This is a genomic window from Streptomyces sichuanensis (genome assembly GCF_020328095.1).
Classification (GTDB): Bacteria; Actinomycetota; Actinomycetes; order Streptomycetales; family Streptomycetaceae; genus Streptomyces; species Streptomyces cinnamoneus.
In genome coordinates this window covers 15,557-32,283 of the sequence record NZ_JAIXMK010000004.1, presented here as the reverse complement: position 1 = coordinate 32,283, position 16,727 = coordinate 15,557, and the positions used below count along the sequence as shown (strand labels likewise).

Below are 16,727 nucleotides of genomic sequence, written 5' to 3'. Positions count from 1 at the left end.
TCCCCGTCCTGTGACAGTGCACCTACGCCGAATGCTGGCCTCGGTGGAGGACTCGGGGCGGGAGGGCTGCCCTCACTCGATGGTCATGTCTTCGTAGGTGATCGTTACCTTCTCGATCACCGGGTCAGTGTTGCTGGCCTGCAGAGACGGCCCTGACCACGATGAGGCCCAGGCGTTGATCAGGTTGACACGCCTGACCGGGGCCTTGTTTCCGTCAAGGAGCGAGATCGAGATGTTCGTCGGTGCCGAATCGCCTCCTTGGCCAGCTGCCGACTCCTTGACCCAATCGGTCCACGTCTGGTCATGGTCCATGGGCCGGGTCAAGGTGACGTGCGGGAGCACTTCGGCACCGGGATTCTTCCGGGTGAGAAGGTGCCCATCTGTCGTGACACTCTTCACCTCAACGGCATCGGACCCGAAGCTTAGGCCGCTGACACCCTGGTAGGTGGCCACCCGAAACTTTCCCAAGTCCACGGCAAAGACATCCGTCCTGATCTCGTCGCCGACAGCCATGTGAACTCCATTCGGTTTCGCGCCCTACGCCACAGACCGATACCCGTGGACCGGTCACAAGGCGCCTCTCGTCTCCAGCCGCAGGAGCTTCCCCTCCCTGCCCGCGCACCATGCGTAACCCCGGATTTGTGCCCCGAACGAGCCACACGCCCTCTGAACACGAACAAATAGGCCGTACGGCGACGAGCGCACGGCCAGACGCTGCCTGATCAACCTTCCTCACAACCGGTCCAGGGTCGTCGTCATAGAACCAACGTCCGCCGGTCCGGCGGTCACTCCCGCACGAAAGGAGGGCCGCCGTGGCAATCGTCGTCGGCTCCGTCAAGGTCCAGGTCATCCCCAACCCCCGGGGAATCGGACAGCGTCTGAAGACGGCGCTTGCCGAACCGGCCACGACCGCGGGGCAGGAGGCCGGGCGCCCTGGCCGGGCAGGCGTTCACGCAGGCCATGACCGCCGGTGTCGGCGGCGGCGCGCAGATCGGCACCACCCTCGGCCGCGATATCGCCGCCGCCCTCGCCCCCCACGATCCGCCGCGCCATCCCCGACGCCGTCGACCAGTGGACACCCATCGTCGGACGCCACGCCCCCGGGCAACCGATGCTCTGGGACGACTGAACCCCCTGCTGGTGGAATGGATGATGGGCCTTCCGCCAGGCCACGTCACCGCCGTCCCGGCCCTGTCCCGCACCGCCCAGCTCAAGGCACTCGGCAACGGGGTCGTCCCCCTGCAAGCGGTCACCGCGTTGGAACACCTCCGCGAACGCGCCGCCGCCCGCGGCCACGACCCGCTCGCCCCCGAGACCAATTCGTTCCTGACCTGCTCTGGCCCGGACGAGCCAGCGGCACCGTCCAAGGCGACTGCACCGACCGCGCCATCGACCCCAAAGCGTGGTGGAACAAGGTCTATTCCGACATCCCCCTGACCACCCAGTGGGACGACGGCACCCACACCGGCAGCGGAATGGGCAGTTCCCCCGCTTCGTCCAACAGCATGCCGACAATGGTGTTCTCCATGCTCTGCGCCCTAAGCGTCGAACCGGGGAACCGGGTCCTGGAGGTGGGCACCGGCACCGGCACCGGCTGGAACGCCGCCCTGCTCGCCTACCGCCTCGGCTCCGACAACGTCGTAACGGTGGAAGTGGACCCGGCGAACGCCAAAGAGGCCCGCCGACGACTCAAGGCAGTCGGCCTCTAGCCCCTGTCCATCATCGGCAACGGCATCCAGGGCTACCCACCCGGAGCACCGTTCGACCGCCTGAAGACCCGCCCCGGCGGAATCATCATCGGCCCAGTGGGGCCCCGCCTACAGCGGACAGGGAGTCGCACGACTGACCGTCGCTGACGACGGCACCGCATCCGGCCCCTTCGTCATGTCGTCCGCTTTCATGCGACTGCGCGACCAGCGCGAGAGATTCCCGCCCCGCAGCGCCTATCTCGGCTCGGCGTGGCCGGCAGACGGCAGGGCGAGGTCGACCGCACTCTCGCCCGACGACATGGGCGACTGGATTCACATGTTCACGATCGGGGTGTGCGTCCCGGACCTCTTCTGCAAGGTCGACTGGGGAAGGAGAGCGCCTACCGCCTGTGGCTGTTCGACATGGCGGCGACCGGGTGGGCCACAGCCGACTATGAGTAAGGACTGCACCGAGTACCACGTCGTCGAGTCAGGTGTCGCCATCTCTGGGCCGAGGTGGAACAGGTCATGGACTGGTGGGAGCAGAACGGCCGGCCCGGCTTCACGCGGTACGGGCTCACCGTGACACCCAAGGCCAGCCCGTATGGCTGGACGCTTCGGAAAACCCCGTGCCCAGCACCCAGGGCGAGTAGCCCGTCCTGTCCTCCCGGCCGACGGCAGAACGGCCTCGGTACCTCCTGGGTACCGGGGCCGCGTCCTGCCAGTCACGGGCGGCATGGTCCACGGCCCAGAGGGCGATGGACCCAGCCGGCACACTCGCCGACCACGACTGACCCAACTGCCCTGGACCTACCGGTGACCGATGACGACCAGGGTCTGTCCGATGGGCCGCGTGACATCTGGGCAGTGCTAGTCGCTCCGGTCGGTATGGGCCGGGGCGACTTGTCTCAGAGCAGGCTGGCCAGGTTATTGATCACGACTCCGACGAGGGCGTGGTACCCGGCCACGGCCAGGCCCAAGATCTGACCGACAATGGGCAAAAGCATCGCTGTGCTCCTGTCATATGGGCCGCTCATCATCGCGGCCTGGTGACCGGATCAACGACGCCCTGGCCGGTCAGACACGTCCTGGGCGACCAGCTCGGGCACGTACCGCCGCCCCCTCCGGGCAAGTACCCGGAAATGGCGGCCCAGCGAACCGGTGGGGTGGCTTCGGGTACTGGCCGTTGGTCGCCTGCATGCACCCGCTGCCCGTGCGTTCCTCCACGAGCCACGCGGATCACGGCTCCCTCCTGCCGCCTGCCCGGCACTGCTCACGCCTTGTCGTTGCCGAGACGCGTAACGAACGTGCCCTTCCCCCACTCGGTTTCGACAAGCCCGCCTTCGCGCAATACTCGGCTCGCGTTGAGGTGACACCAAAGCTTCCAAGTCCGCGAACTGCCAAGCAATGGCCTCGCAACGAGGCTGCAGGCGTCGCTCAGCGAACCTCACCGAAGTGGAGCAAAAGCCGCAATCTCCATCAAAAACGAGTACAGGCTGATTCCGCATGACCGCATCATGCCGCCAGGGAGAGAAGAGCGGAGGCGGGGCTGCCGTCGAGTCGGTAAACGAGGACCATACGGTCCTGTCGCCGCGGGATCTCAAACGGGAGGTGCCTGTAACCGCCCTCCCGGAGAGCGGCAGAGATCCGCTGCACGACGCGCTTCTTGGCCTTCGTCGCCGGGAGCGCGTTGCGGAGCTTCTTGACGGAGATTGCAGCACAGCCGTTCCCGGCCTCGACGCTCTTCACCACTTCGGTCAGGTCCACGGACCCCCCTGTCGTCTGTCTTGTTGGTTCTCAGGTGAGCGGGACAGTAGTGCTCGGGCTGTGACCTAGCACGGGTTTCGCTGCAACTCTCGGGGTACACCGGTGCTTCATGAGCGGCCATGGTCCATGACTCGACGCCGCCTGCACCGCCGCCGACCAGCTCGCCGAGGCGGTGGAAGAAGCGTTCCCTCAGCACCCTGACGCCGAGATCCTGACGAGCTTCCCCGGGCTCGGCACCCAGCTCGCCGCCCGGATCCTCGCCGAGATCGGAGACGACCGCACCCGCTTCGCCGGCGCCCGGGGCTGAATGCCTACGCGGGCTCCTCGCCCATCACCCGCACCTCCGGCAAGAAATCGAGCATCACCCGCCGCTGGGTGAAGAACGACCGGCTCAACCACGCCGGCTACCTGTGGGCCTTCGCAGCTCCGAACGGATCCCCCGGGGCCAAGGCCCACTACCGGCGGCGCCGCGACGACCACGGAGACTGGAACGCCGCCGCCCGGCGGAACCTGTTCAATCGAATGCTCGGCCAGCTCTACCGCTGTCTGCAAAGGCGCGAGCTGTTCGACGAACGCACCGCATTCCCCGCCGAACTCGCCGCTGCATCTTGACACGTTGGCACCGTGAGGGTGTCTGGCGAATCCTCACCAAACTCCGCACCAACTCCGCCGCGTCACTCACCTCCTGCGCGCCCTGCTCGTCCTGACGAACCTCGAAGTCAACCGCTGACGGACACCTCACGCCATCCCTTTTACCTGCGACTTCAAGCTGGAGGAGGCTCTGTGTCTATAGCAATCACCACCCGTCCAGAAACGATTTCCACAACAGGGGCCCGGACGCCCCATACTCGGCCGATGCGGTTCGCCCGGGCGCGGCTCGCCCAGTCGCGTTAAGAGGGCGAGAAGCCCGTATCCATCGAGGAGGCCCAGTGGCAGGGAACTTACGCACCGGAGACTGGGGGCCGTGGTCGGCGCGGTGTTCGCGGCGGTGCTGGTGTTGCCGTCCCCGGCGCAGGCCCGGCCCGCGCAGGCTCAGCCCGCCGCCGACGCCCACACGGCCACACAGGCCGCGCTGAACGCCTTCCAGGCGGTGACCGGCCCAGGCGCCGGGGTCTACGCCGGGGGCAGCACCGGTTCGTGGAACCTCACCGTCGGCACCGGCCAGACCGGCACCAACCGGCCCGTCCAGCCCACCGACCACTTCCGCGCCGGCAGCCAGACCAAGACCTTCACCGCGGCCGTGGTCATGCAGCTGGTCGACGAGGGGAAGGTCTCCCTCACCGCCCCGATCGAGCGGTACCTGCCCGGCGTGGTCGACGGCAACGGCTACGACGGCAACACCATCACCGTGCGCCACCTCCTCCAGCACACCAGCGGCATCCCGGACAGCCCCAGCCTGCGCCCGCAGCCGACGTACACCCATGCCGAGCTGGTGCGCCAGGGGCTGGAACGCCCCCGGTCGCCGCGCCGGGAAGCAAGCTCGTCTATTCCAACGTGAACTACCAGATCCTCGGCATGCTCATCGAGAAGGTCACCAAGGCCCAGGTCGGCGAGGTGATCACGACCCGCATCATCGGGCCGCTCGGCCTGAACCGCACCTTCTACCCCGTGCCGGGAACCCGGACCCTCCCCGACCCGTACGTCCGCGGCTACAGGGTGCTCCGCATCGGCCCGGCCGTCTTCTGGACCGACGTCACGTCGGACTTCGAACCGTCCCACTTCGGCAGCGCGGGGGCAATGGTCTCGACCGCGCAGGACCTCACCACCTTCTACCAGGCACTCATCGGCGGAAAGGTCGTGTCACAGGCGAGCCTGGCCGAGATGAAGACGTTCTGGGACCAGGGCCAGGGCCCGGGCACCGGATACGGCCTCGGCCTGGCGGCCGGCCCCCTGCCCTGTGGCGGAGTGGCCATGGGACACACCGGCATCGTCAACGGCTACATGTCGCTGACCATGGTGACCGCCGACGGCCGCCACGCGTCGGTGATGAGCAACTCGGCCGCTTCCCTCAACCAGAGCGCCTCCATCGTGAAGATGTACAAGGTTGCCGAAGCGGCGCTGTGCGAGACCTCGTAGGGCTGAGAGCAGGGCCCCTGTGAGCGGGCCCTCTCGGATACCGGAAGCGTGGCAGCCTCCCCCGCACTCACGGGCAGCGCGCTTCCGGGTGCACCCACCCGTCGACCTTCCACCCGGCCCGGGAACGGGCCCGCAGGATCGTACGCTCCGGCGGGAGCATGGTCTCCTCCATGCCCGTTGTGCGGTGCGGGATGAGCATCGCCGCCTGTCCGCCCGCCTGCCCGGACGTCGGCCCGTGGTGCGCAAACACATAGGCTCCCTGAGTTATGAAGGTACTGATCTCTGTTGACATGGAGGGCATCTCGGGGATCGTGCATCCCAACGAGACGAATCCAGATGGTTACGACTACGAGCGTGGTCGGGCGTTGATGACGGCCGAGGCGAACAGCGTGATTGCCGGCGTTCTGGACGCCGAGCCCACGGCCGTGGTGCGGGTCGCCGACGCGCATGGGCCGTTCCGTAACTTGCTACCAGAGGAACTCGACCGACGGGCGCATCTGGTTCGTGGCAAGCCGCGTCCGCTGGGCATGCTCGGTGGGCTCGACGAAGGCACTGACGCGGTTCTGCTCGTCGGCTATCACGCCCGTGCCGGTCGCGGCCCGGCCGTGCTGGCACACACCATGAACGACGGCATCCTCGACGTGCGTGTGGCCGGGCGTTCCATGGGCGAGATCGGTCTCAATGCCGCTATGGCCGGGCATCTGGCCGTGCCAGTCGTGCTGCTCAGCGGCGACGACAGTGCCTGCACCGAACTGCGTGATCTGCTCCCCTCCGCTGTCACCGTCGCGGTCAAGGAAGCCCTCGGACAAGGCGCCGCCGTCGCCCTCCATCCGGAGGAGGCCCGGGAGCGGCTGCGCCGGGCGGCCACCGAAGCCATCGCGCGGCGCGCACAAGTGGCGCCGCTTACCCTTGCTGGACCGCTTGAGGTCGAGGTCGATCTTTCCGCGCCGTTCATGGTTGACCTGGCGACACTCGTGCCAGGGGTCTCACGCGGTGAAGGTGGCCGCACGGTCACCTTCACCGCAGCCGACTTTGCCGAGGCATACCGGCTGGTCTTGCTGCTCGCGCAACTTGCGACCGTCAAACCCGGCTAATAGGACTCCGTTAGGTCTTTCTCGGTCTTGGCGTTGTGTGTGTCCTGGTGGGCAGGGTTTGGTGGCAGGTGTTGCAGACACCGGTCCAGCACTTCAGGACGTCTTGGAGAGCGTCGAGGACTTGGTAGAGGGTGAGACCGAGCCGGGCGCTTTTGGGGCCAGGCGTTGTCCGGTGAGGAAGGCATGGGCGGCGGTCACGAGGGTGACGTGGTGGAGCCAGCCCGGCCAGGAACGTCCCTCGAAGTGGTCCAGGCCCAGGCCGTGCTTGAGTTCGCGGTATGGCGTGACCTCACAAAGCCTCACCAGCCGCAGATTCCGGGATAAAACAACGGGATAAAACAACGGGATAAAACAACGGGATAAAACAACGGGATAAAACGACCTCTCACCAACTCGTCTGCTCGCCCATGCTGGCGAAACTCGTGATCTGAGGGAAGAAATCGATCTTCGTTGCTTCTGTCTGCTCGTCCTCCACCAGCAGGGCCATCCCTTGGACGCCCATGGGGAGTCCCTTGTGGCCGCCGGGCTGGCCGTTGGGCTGCGGGGGCAGCGGTTCCGTCACGAACTGGAGGTTCCAGGTACCGGAGATGCTGATCAGTCTCGTTCCGTCTCCGCGGCACTCATAGGCCCTGCCGCCGGGAGCCATGCTGATGATGGCCTCTGCCGACTCGATCACGTTCGGGACCCAGGGTGCCGCCCCGTCGCGGATGACTCCGATCAGCGTCTGCCGGAAGTCCTCACGGTTCGTGATCTTTTCCGCGTTGACATTCCGCCTGGGGTATCCGAGTTCGGCCATGGCGTGGACGACCTCGGACTTCAGGATCAGCATCCCGCTGTCGGTCAGCTCGGACCGCAGCGCCTCGTCGAGGCGGGAGGGGTCGCCCGGCTGGGTGAAGTCCTTGTCCTTGGACACGAAGATGACGGGTAGCTGCCGGCCCTTCTTATCCGTGTCGGGCCGCTGGCAGGCACGTGCGGCAGTAAGCCAGATGGCGGCATCGCGTGCTCCCGACCCGTTACGGCAGGGCGGCCGGTGCTCGGCTTCCCACCGCAGGGCTTCCAGGGCATCCTGCGGGGTCGTCTCCAGGACACGGAAGGCGTCACGCAGCTCCGACTCGAACCGCGCGGTCTCCTCCGCGACGAACAGGGGCCGGTTCCGCAGAGTCGGATGCGCGAACCTGACGTAGTTCCCCGGGCTGGTGGTGAGCGCATTGATCTCCCGCTCCGCCCGCATCAGCGCGCTATGGGCCGAAGAGAGCTCGTCACGCCGCTGACGGACCACCTCTTGGATGGCAGTGTCGGTGGTGGCGACGGTGTGGCCGGCTCGGACGGCCACGGCAGCGAAGAGCCTGAGGGCCGGACTGCCAGGGGCGAAGAGACGCAGCTGATTGCTGTCGAGGACGATCACCCAAGCGAGGGTAGGAGCCCGCTCACCTGAAGTAGACCGCTTTCCGGAAAATCGGCATCTTCCGTCGCTTCAGCCCCTGTAAACGGGCGAGCGGACACGGCCGCGTAGGGATGGGCGTCCGGGAGATGGATCGCCGTGTGAGGCGCTTGCTAACAGAATGTACTGAAATACCTGACTGAGCGTTCGCCCCGGGAATCGTGTTTGGTCCCAACGTGCTTGGCAGCCAAGCTGGGGCAGCGGAAGGCTTGAGGTCCCTCTGTGGCCTGAGGGGCAGATGAAGGAGATCGTCAGCCAGGTTTGCCCGGACTTCTCCTGTCTCATCCCAGGAAGCCCAGGGCCGGCCGAGACGTACCCACCTATTGAGCCTTTCGCATCGCCAGAGCGGCGAAAGAGACTTTCATGGCTAATGATGCGCTTCGAGCCGGGACGAAACGCTCAGTAAACTTGTCATTTATGTAGAGCGCCGTGGCTTTGTCCCCTTCTTGTGGTGGGCAGGGCGGCTATATGCCTCGCCGAGGGCGAGGACGCGGCCCACGTCATGACGGGTGGTTGGGCGGCGGTTCTTCGAGCCCAGCGGTCGGCCGCTTCCGAGCTGCGAAGACGGGGCTTCGTCCAGCCGAGTGTCTGCTTGAACAGGCGAAACGTGTGCTCCACGTCGAACCGGCGGAGGAACGCGCGCCAGCAGCGGTCCACGTCCTCGGGGGTGGCCCCGGCCTGCGACCACCAGAGCCAGACCGGCTTGTTCACCCCGCCGCTGGGCAGCTTCTCCACGACCAGGCGGACGTCGGTGCCCTCGATGACGGGCAGCGGCCCGTCGTGGTCGAGCCAGGCCGCCCGCCGGGTCAGCCGCGGGCGCAGCCGGTCCCATGCCTGCGCGGTCGCCTTCCCGTAGAGGCGGGTGTCGGTCGTGGTCACGGCCTGTTCGGTGCCCCAGGTGCCGGGGTAGCCGAAGACGAACTCGCCGCCGTGCTTGGGCGGTCGGCCCGGACGGCCATCCCGCGGTGGTGTCGGCCGCCGCATGACGCGGTCGGAGCGGAGCCGACCGAGGATCTGCACCGGCAGATCCTCCAGCAGGTGGACGATGCGGGGTGCGTCATATCTGGCGTCCAGCACGACCAGGACCTCGGGATCACCCTCCTGCCACTGGCCGGCAGCGGCAAGGCGCTCGGTGATCTCGCGGATCTGGACCGTGGTGACGGCGGCGACGTCCGCGCCGGGTTCCAGGCGGACCGTGTCCAGCACCGCTGTCCAGGATGTGCGGCCGGTCTCCAGCGCGGCCACGATCGAGTACGGCCAGCCCGGAACATCTGGTGCTTGCCCTCCCCGCGGCCGAAAGTGTGACAGAAGGACCGGTCAGCAGAGGTGTTGGCGTCCGGTCGCACCCATGGCGAGACGTCCACGGCCAGGACGATCCGCCCGTCCGCCGCCTTCGGCAGCGGCATGCCGGCCAGGGCCCGACGCAGCCGGGCGATGTCGATCCGCCCTTGGTTCAGGCCCGTAACGGGCTCCGTGCCCGCGGCGGTGTTCCGGTGCGAGCGCGAGATCCACCAGCGTTATGACCGGGCCCTCCGTGCAGAGGAGGGCGTCCGTCAGCTCGAACAACGCGTCCGAGCGTCCCGTGAGACACCCATAGAAGTCCGCCCGGAACTGCGACAACACGGCCAGCGACTCGCTCCGGCCACCGGTCAGAGGACTCACCCCGCGCGGCCCTGCCCCACCTCGGTCTGGAGCAGGCGTGGAGAGGCCTCGAACCCATGACGGCAGTACGCCGAAACCGCCCGGTCGCTGGAGTGAACGGTCACCCGCTCAAGACCGAGGTCCCTCGCCCACGCCAAGACCGCCTCGATCAGCTCGCCGCCCAGGCCGCGGTCACGCTCATCGGGCACGACGTACGTGCACTGCACGTCACCCGACATCCGCTTCAACGCGCGCGGATGCGGAACACGCTGCGTGATCGCCAGCCAGGCTATGCCGATCACAACCTCGTCACGGACCATCACCATGCACCGATGCGAGGACTCGGTCTCACGGGCCCATGCCACGAACCGGGGAACGAACTCGTCCAGCGTGGTGTCGGGGGTTCCGTAGAGCTCCTGCACCCACCGCCACCGCAACTCGGCGACGGCGGCTAACTCATGGGACTGGGCAGGGCGGCAAGCAATGTCATCCGCGGCTTCATCCTGGCGCAGATTCATCAGACGACGGCCGCTTCCACCACTCCCGCACCACCAGGGCGACGGCTCAGGGCCTGCCGTCGGCGTGGGCCACCAGTGGTGCGGTTTTCCAGTGGACTCCGTCTGGGCGCTCGTTCATCAGGGCCTCTCCGAAGTCGACGAACGGCAATGCCGGGAGGCTGAGGACAGGGCCGATCCACCGATTCGCGTCGCTCATCCAGGCGCTGGCCCAGCCAGTTCGAAGCCGAGGGCCAGCAGCTGCCTCCCGCACCGCTGTAAGCGCTTCGCTCCCGACTCCCTAGCTGCTCACTCGCGTGCCGGAGTCCGGCGGGCCGACGGGCACGGGCAAGGCCGCCGCGCTGATCTGCAACCGTAGACCAACCGGCTGATCGGAAAGTACTGCCGGGCCTGGGATGATCAATACGGTAACCGGATGGCCCATGGACGGGCACCTACACCAGCAAGGAACGCCATGACCGACTACCTGACCGCTGCCATGGCAATGCTCGGTCCCGCCCAGAACCGCTACGCCGATCCGGACGCATGGGACCGGCTCCGCGCCGAACTCGGAGTCGGGCTGCCGTCCGACTACCAGGTTCTCGTGGACGCTTACGCCCCTGTCAAGCTCAACGGCCACCTTTACCTGCACCATCCAGCCACCGAGCGGTGGAACCTGGGGCAAAAGATCAAGGACACCATACGGGCCTGGTCCGACGTGCCCTGGGACGACCTCAACCTCGAAGCGGACGAGGACCCGCGCCGGCTGTTCGGGCTCAAAGAGCTGACCTTCGGCACCCACGACGGCCTCTGGCCGATCGCGAGCACCGACCGAGGAGAGACCATCTTCCTCGTCAGCCCCTCCGACGCCTCGTGGCTGGTGGTCGAGGACGGGGAAGGCGGCTGGGCGCGCTACGACATGGGCTTCGCCGAATGGCTGTACCGCTACCTCATCGGCGAGGACATGGCCGGCCCCAACAGCTCCGCCTTCTACCCCGGCCCTGTGAAACTGGAACCCCGTCCGATGTCCTACGAGGACCGCCCCGAACCTTGGCACGGCCCGGACCGAGGTACGTAACCCTGCCCTTCATCACAGGCACGAGGAAGGGGGGTACTCGCTGCCGTGCCGACCATCTGCGGTGCTCTCATTGATGCGGGGAAATCGCTGGTACTACGGCAACTTGGAGAAGGGAAACCCGGGGCTGGATCTGATCCCGCTACCCGAAGAGCTTAGGGGGCCGCTAAGCCCTTCGGGTAACACGGGCCTCCAGCGCGCGCCCCGCCAGTCATGGGAGCAGGCGCCGGCCGCCGGGTGTGAGTCTCGGCCGAGGTGGGAAATGTCCGTGCTCAGCACGATTCCCAGAAGAAGCGGCCCTCCCCGCCGTCGGGGCTGAGGAAGGCGTAGCCGTACCCGTAGCCGAAGTTGAGGAAGTACGGATCGTCTTCCGCTTCGCCGCAGTCTGTGAGGCGGAAGAAGAACTGCCAGGGCGCGTCGATCTGCGCATGGTGGGCGTAGTCGGCTACGCCGCCAACGTACTCCTCAGGGGCCTGGTCGGCCTCGTCCTCCGGGGCCGGCACCAGGTCGACGTACCACTCGACGGGCACCTCGGTCTCGTCCGGCCCCCACCGCCACAGCGACCGGCCACGCGTGCCGGGCGGGCCGATGACGGCGTGGGACGGTATCCGGCCGCCAGGCTGGATGAGCAGCACGGCATCACCGTCTTCGGTGCCTATGCCGCCCCAGATGCGGTCGTCCTCATGCAAGAAGAGGTAGGCGAGGCGCTTGTCGCTACCCGGCACGAGAAACTGGCCGACGAAGACCAGCGGCTCCCCGCTGTCAGGATCGAGCGGCCAGGTCGGGTCGCTGAGCCAACAGGGCGCGCCGCCGAGCTTGGCCACTGGCTCGATAGCCGGCTGCCCGGCGGCCCTGAGGGCCATCCGGCAGCGTGGCAGGAAGGCGGCGTCGTAGGGCCCCGCGGCCCGCCCGGTGGGATGCGGATTCATAACCCGGACCCTACGACGAACCACTGACCGGACACGTCGGCGATCCACGCTGCCCGAACCGCGAAGAAAGACAGCCAGCCGTTGGCCACGGAAAAGATCGCCCTTCGAATTCGATCAGTAGCTGCTCATGGGAGCCGCTGACCACCCGGCGATGCTTCACCAAGCAACTGTGCGACAGCGGCAGCGTTCGGCGTCTTCCTAACTGCCACCACCTACTGCTCTGCCCGCTCGCTGATCTGGTGGCCAGCGTCATGGTCCAACCGCGCAGCCGCAGGATGCGCAGGAACTGCCTGTCTCTCCAGATGGACACCACGAGCTCCATCCGCACGGACGTACCTCACTGCCCTGACAGCATGCCCACACCGCGGTACCTCCCGGAACCACTGGCCTGAGCCAACATCGAGTGCCCGTTGTCAGTGGAACCCATCAGAACGCCGAAGCGGTTACCTGGCAGGCGCCTTGCGGGCTGTCTCGTCCAGCAGCACGCTACCGGCCTGGCTGGCCACTCGACGGCCGCCGCCCTCAACGCGGACACACGGATACGCCCCGGTGCGCCTCTTCACCTGGAGAGTGGCTTCTTTCCTGCGATGGGCAGAGCCTTCGGCAAGTCCCATCTTTCCAGGTCAGGACCGCTATCCTCCTGCCTGGCCAGCCTCCGGACGCTCCGCTTCGTAGAGCGCGAGGTTGGGGCCCTTCCTTCGCCCGTGAGGCTCAGGCCGGGTTCCACCAGCGCCTGCCGGTGCGGCGGAGGGTGTCTTCGTCCGTCGTGCGTGCGTGGGCGCGCAGCAGGCGCAGCAGCGAGTCGAAGGCGGCGGTACGGGGGCGGGAGACCGGCCAGGCCAGCAGGGCCGTGCACGGGGGGAGGTCGGTGACAGGGACGAAGCGGACGCCGGGCCGGGGCATGAGGGCGAGGGTGCTCTCGGTGATGAAGCGAGTGCCGTGCCCCAGGCTGGCCAGGGAGACGCAGTCCTCCAGCGTGGTCGCTATGTGGTCGGAGTACCGCACGGGGGTGCCGTCGGGGCGCGGGTCGGCGGCCCAGAACTCGCGGTACTCCCGGCGCACGTGAGGTGAGAAGCCGATGACGGGCAGGTCGGCCAGGTCCGCGAGGGTCACCGACTCGCGCTCCGCCAGCCGATGGGTCTCGGGTATGCAGGCGAACCGAGCCTCGCTGCCCAGCCGCAGAGTCTCGAAGTCGGCGGGCATGGGCCCGTAGCAGATGACCCCGTCGACCTCTCCGTCCAGTGGCGCCCTGACCTGCGCGATGTTGTCGACGGCGTGCCACTCGACATCCGGGCCCGAGTGGCGTCCACGGAGTTCGTCGAGAAGGATGCGCAGGGCGGGTAGGGCCGATATGTAGGAGCCGATTACCACTCGGTCCTGCGCGGCTGGGTGTGCCATCACCTCCGCGGCGCCCAGCAGCTCGTCAACGGCCTCCACCACGGCTCGCGCCTGCGGCAGCAGGGCCTCCCCGGCCGGTGTGAGCTCCACGCGCCGCGTGGAACGCTCCACGAGGCTCACTCCCAAGTGCTCCTCAAGGGCGCGGATCTGCCGGCTGAACGCGGGCTGACTGACGAACAGCCGCCTTGCCGCTCGCCCGAAGTGCAGCTCCTCCGCCAGCGCGAGGAGCAACCGCAACTGATGTGGACTCGGATCGGACGCCATGATTCCCCCCTGTTGTCAGGACGGCAGGTCGGCCGTCCACCCTCCGATGCGGGAAGGGTATCAATCGCCTTCTGCTTCACATTAATGAGAGCTTCCGGACGGACTTCCGCTCGGCCAGAATGGATTGCGGCGCTCGCGAATGGGCGGGCGATACAAACACCGTTGAATTATTGCCGAGAGGAAGTCGTGCCTCAAATCAAAGGGACTGTCGCTGCTGTAGGGATGGCCGCCGCGCTGCTGTTCGGCGCGGGAGTCGAGGCGGCGGGCACGGCGAATGCTGCGGTTGCCGGGCAGCCGGGGACCGCGATCGCCGCAAAGAGTTGGCATTACGCAGCCCATTACTCCTCCGAAGCGAAGTGTATTGCGGACGGCCACACGGCCGACGTGCCGTGGCAGTGCAGGAAGAGCTCAGGCAGCGGTTACTCGCTGTACCTCTACTATTGAGCACTGTCACCCGGCGAGCGGTGAGGTTATATCTTCGAGCCCCAAGCGAGAGGATGGGCTGGTGAAGCGAAACCTGGCCAGGGCGCCGGGTGCTGTGTCACTCGCGCCGGACCTCGGCTCGTCCTCATGCATGCTGCTTGGTCCGCCCCCGTGTCGTACCCGCCAGATACTTCCGGCTGGTTCCACCACCGCGTCTGACAGGCCGTCCACGGCAGGGGAAAGCCACCCGGCTTGACCTTCCCTCAACGCTAGGCCACAGGCTGGCCGCAATTCGGACGATCACGGCCCCAATCACGACAGCCTAGGGGTCGCGACCGACGTTCTCATTTCATTCCCTGCATTCAAGGAGAACTCTTTGAAACACAAGGCGAGGATGGGCGCCCTCGTTGGCGTAACGGCCCTCAGCATGGCTGTACTGGCCACACCAAAAGCTGAGGCGGCATCGCGTACCGCTCACTATCAGTTCGGGAAGTGCTATGCCGACGTCTATGTTCACACCAACAACACCGGCCCCGATGTTGAGGCATTCTTCGGGATATTTTGCGATGACGGAGGCTCGGTGATCGTAACGCCTTGGATCGGCCTCCGGAAGAACGGCCACCGTTATGGCCAGAAAAGCCCGGGCATGCGAATCGTTAGTCAAGGGAACGGCGTAAACTATAGCGTCGCCAAAGAGAACGTACGAGGGAAGCAGTGCTATCAAGGTGACCTGAGCATGGATTTTCTGAGTGGCACGGAAATCCCTCACCACAAGTACATCAAGACCCCCTGTCTAAACGTCTAGCGTCGATCTTGCGCGCGAGGGTCCGTCAGCCTGCTGACGGACCCTTTCCGTCTGTTCAGGGCGGAGTCTCCTGTAGGTGGGCAGGCTGGTGGCCCGGCTGTTGCTCCGGGCGGGCGCCGGGTTCCACTGCTCCGTAAAGTCGGGTGTTCGTCGGGACAGGTCGTTGCTGTTGGTCAGCCAGGGTTCGGCAGGACCTGCAGCAACTTCGATGTGGTCGGCGCCAGATACCCGATCGCTTCACGCTGGCGGCAACCCCTACTTCCGGGTTCTTGAGTACGGCAAGGGGCCGGCCTGAGTACGGGTACCCATGCGGTGGCTCGGCCACCCGGTGTGGGGTGGTCACCATGAAGAGCGCCCCTGCTTCCTGTGACAGCGCAGCATCTCAGCACGACACGCAGCCGGCCTATGTCACCCTGGGCCGCAAGCTGGCGATCACCGGGTTGGTCCTCTTTCTGCCCGCCCTCGTGCTGCTGGGCTTCACCGATCTCGTCAAGCAGGTCTCCCACGATCACTGCCATGAGCAGGGCTGCACCAAGCCGCTGATGGTGGCAATCCACTGGTCCTGGCGCGTGATGTGGCTGGCCGGCGCGACGGGAGCGGTCGCCGTACTCCTGCCCCGGCGCGTTGCCGCTCTCCGCTTCGGCCTGGCCTGCCTGCACCTCCTACTGCTCATCACCCCGTTCGTCATCCTCGGCGGGGCATGAGCGGGGACGTCCCGTCGTGCTGTCCACGCCTGCCGGCCGTCCAGCGCGGGGAGCCTCTCAGCGCGTCATGGCGGGGCAACAACCCACCCGGAACGCCCATCGCACTCAAGCCAGCTTCCCGTACATCCTCCCCGCCGGGTATCCACAAGTCGATGCTGGGCCAGCCGTGGCACCCTTGCGGTTTGGCAGCAGCGCCCCTCAACGAAATGATCAGTCACGTGAGCGACTACCAGCAGTACCCGTCCCCGAACCCCTACACCTATGGAGCGCAGCAGCAGTTTGACCCGCGCCAGGCAGGATTCGTACCGCTCAGGCCCGGGCCGCCCGAGGAGGTGCTCGCCAATCCGGGGGCACGACTGGGCGCCCGCCTCCTGGACATCATCTTTCTCATCCTGGTCATCATGATTCTGGGCCTGATCGTGGGCATACCCGTAGTTGCCCTGTCCGACAGCGAATCGGCCGGCGACGTCGCCTTCGCCACAGCAGCAATCGGTGCCCTTGTTCTCTACGACCCCTTGATGACCTACGCGTATGGCGCCACCTTCGGCAAGCGCATCTGCGGTCTTCGCGTCGCGCGGCTCGCAGACGCGGACAAGCTGTCTCTCGGGGCTGCCCTGGGCCGCTGGCTCGTCTACCTGCTCATCGGTCTCATCCCCTTCGGCGGCCTGGTCAACGTCCTGTCCTGCCTCTGGGACAAGCCCTACCGCCAGTGCTTCCACGACAAGGCAGTAGGAAGCGTAGTCGTCAACCACAACGCCTGACCCCCAAAGCACCACCCGACCGCGCCTGGCCTCCCCAGGACGCTGACGTTCCCGGCGATGCCATCACCTTCCACGCCGCCGATGGGGAGACCGTCATCCGCTACACGGTCATGGCCAGCAGTTCCAGATCCGCGGGCGATCCCGCAGTCGTCGGGAACGTGCGGCAC

13 protein-coding genes and 5 pseudogenes are annotated in these 16,727 nt (G+C 66.7%); 9 read left to right on the top strand and 9 right to left on the bottom strand.

Annotated features, from left to right (window positions below):
* Nucleotides 1-72: 72 nt before the first annotated feature.
* Nucleotides 73-513, bottom strand: a complete 441-nt coding sequence (locus tag LE181_RS01865) for a phage tail protein (protein WP_225659100.1) — start codon at nt 511-513, stop codon at nt 73-75.
* A 632-nt stretch (nt 514-1,145) separates the two neighbouring features.
* Between LE181_RS01865 and LE181_RS01855 the strand changes: the two genes are divergently transcribed.
* Nucleotides 1,146-1,709 (top strand): protein-L-isoaspartate O-methyltransferase family protein, encoded by a 564-nt coding sequence (locus LE181_RS01855; protein WP_308103049.1) that lies wholly within the window; start codon nt 1,146-1,148, stop codon nt 1,707-1,709.
* 1,494 nt (nt 1,710-3,203) lie between these two features.
* Here the strand turns inward: LE181_RS01855 and LE181_RS01850 are convergent.
* Entirely contained in the window at nt 3,204-3,455 is a 252-nt protein-coding gene (locus tag LE181_RS01850) for a hypothetical protein (RefSeq protein WP_225659099.1), read from the bottom strand.
* Between the two features lie 130 nt (nt 3,456-3,585).
* On the opposite strand from LE181_RS01850, the pseudogene LE181_RS01845 reads away from it, so the two are divergent.
* The 3 genes and pseudogenes from LE181_RS01845 to LE181_RS01835 form a co-directional block, all read left to right on the top strand.
* Nucleotides 3,586-4,067, top strand: a pseudogene (locus LE181_RS01845) (transposase); the annotation flags it as partial.
* A gap of 352 nt (nt 4,068-4,419) precedes the next feature.
* Nucleotides 4,420-5,531 (top strand): annotated as a pseudogene (locus tag LE181_RS32560) (serine hydrolase domain-containing protein).
* Between the two features lie 266 nt (nt 5,532-5,797).
* Complete coding sequence (locus LE181_RS01835; RefSeq protein ID WP_225659098.1) at nt 5,798-6,625, top strand: M55 family metallopeptidase; 828 nt, start codon at nt 5,798-5,800, stop codon at nt 6,623-6,625.
* Between the two features lie 93 nt (nt 6,626-6,718).
* Here the strand turns inward: LE181_RS01835 and LE181_RS01830 are convergent.
* From LE181_RS01830 to LE181_RS01810, 5 genes and pseudogenes are all read right to left on the bottom strand, one after another.
* Nucleotides 6,719-6,931: pseudogene (locus tag LE181_RS01830) on the bottom strand (IS701 family transposase); the annotation flags it as partial.
* A gap of 79 nt (nt 6,932-7,010) precedes the next feature.
* The gene (locus tag LE181_RS01825; RefSeq protein WP_225659097.1) at nt 7,011-8,030 is read right to left on the bottom strand and encodes a PIN domain-containing protein; all 1,020 of its coding nucleotides are present in this window, start codon (nt 8,028-8,030) and stop codon (nt 7,011-7,013) included.
* A gap of 570 nt (nt 8,031-8,600) precedes the next feature.
* Nucleotides 8,601-9,728, bottom strand: a pseudogene (locus LE181_RS01820) (transposase); the annotation flags it as partial.
* Complete coding sequence (locus tag LE181_RS01815) at nt 9,725-10,225, bottom strand: GNAT family N-acetyltransferase (RefSeq protein ID WP_225659096.1); 501 nt, start codon at nt 10,223-10,225, stop codon at nt 9,725-9,727. The gene LE181_RS01815 and the pseudogene LE181_RS01820, both read right to left, overlap by 4 nt.
* Before the next feature lie 49 nt (nt 10,226-10,274).
* Nucleotides 10,275-10,471: pseudogene (locus LE181_RS01810) on the bottom strand (hypothetical protein); the annotation flags it as partial.
* 205 nt (nt 10,472-10,676) lie between these two features.
* Here LE181_RS01810 and LE181_RS01805 point away from each other — a divergent pair.
* Complete coding sequence (locus LE181_RS01805) at nt 10,677-11,279, top strand: SMI1/KNR4 family protein (protein ID WP_225659095.1); 603 nt, start codon at nt 10,677-10,679, stop codon at nt 11,277-11,279.
* Nucleotides 11,280-11,548: 269 nt separating this feature from the next.
* Here LE181_RS01805 and LE181_RS01800 read toward each other — a convergent pair whose 3' ends face one another.
* Together LE181_RS01800 and LE181_RS01795 are read right to left on the bottom strand one after the other, a co-directional pair.
* A complete protein-coding gene (locus LE181_RS01800; protein WP_225659094.1) occupies nt 11,549-12,205 on the bottom strand; it encodes a hypothetical protein in 657 nt (218 codons plus the stop codon).
* Nucleotides 12,206-12,916: 711 nt separating this feature from the next.
* Nucleotides 12,917-13,867, bottom strand: a complete 951-nt coding sequence (locus LE181_RS01795; RefSeq protein WP_225659093.1) for a LysR family transcriptional regulator — start codon at nt 13,865-13,867, stop codon at nt 12,917-12,919.
* 222 nt (nt 13,868-14,089) lie between these two features.
* Between LE181_RS01795 and LE181_RS01790 the strand changes: the two genes are divergently transcribed.
* From LE181_RS01790 to LE181_RS01775, 4 genes are all read left to right on the top strand, one after another.
* On the top strand, nt 14,090-14,311 hold the full coding sequence (locus LE181_RS01790) for a hypothetical protein (protein WP_225659092.1): 222 nt from the start codon (nt 14,090-14,092) through the stop codon (nt 14,309-14,311).
* Between the two features lie 355 nt (nt 14,312-14,666).
* Nucleotides 14,667-15,095 (top strand): hypothetical protein, encoded by a 429-nt coding sequence (locus tag LE181_RS01785; RefSeq protein WP_225659091.1) that lies wholly within the window; start codon nt 14,667-14,669, stop codon nt 15,093-15,095.
* 344 nt (nt 15,096-15,439) lie between these two features.
* Complete coding sequence (locus tag LE181_RS01780; RefSeq protein WP_225659090.1) at nt 15,440-15,799, top strand: hypothetical protein; 360 nt, start codon at nt 15,440-15,442, stop codon at nt 15,797-15,799.
* A 218-nt stretch (nt 15,800-16,017) separates the two neighbouring features.
* Complete coding sequence (locus LE181_RS01775; RefSeq protein WP_225659089.1) at nt 16,018-16,560, top strand: RDD family protein; 543 nt, start codon at nt 16,018-16,020, stop codon at nt 16,558-16,560.
* Nucleotides 16,561-16,727 lie beyond the last annotated feature (167 nt).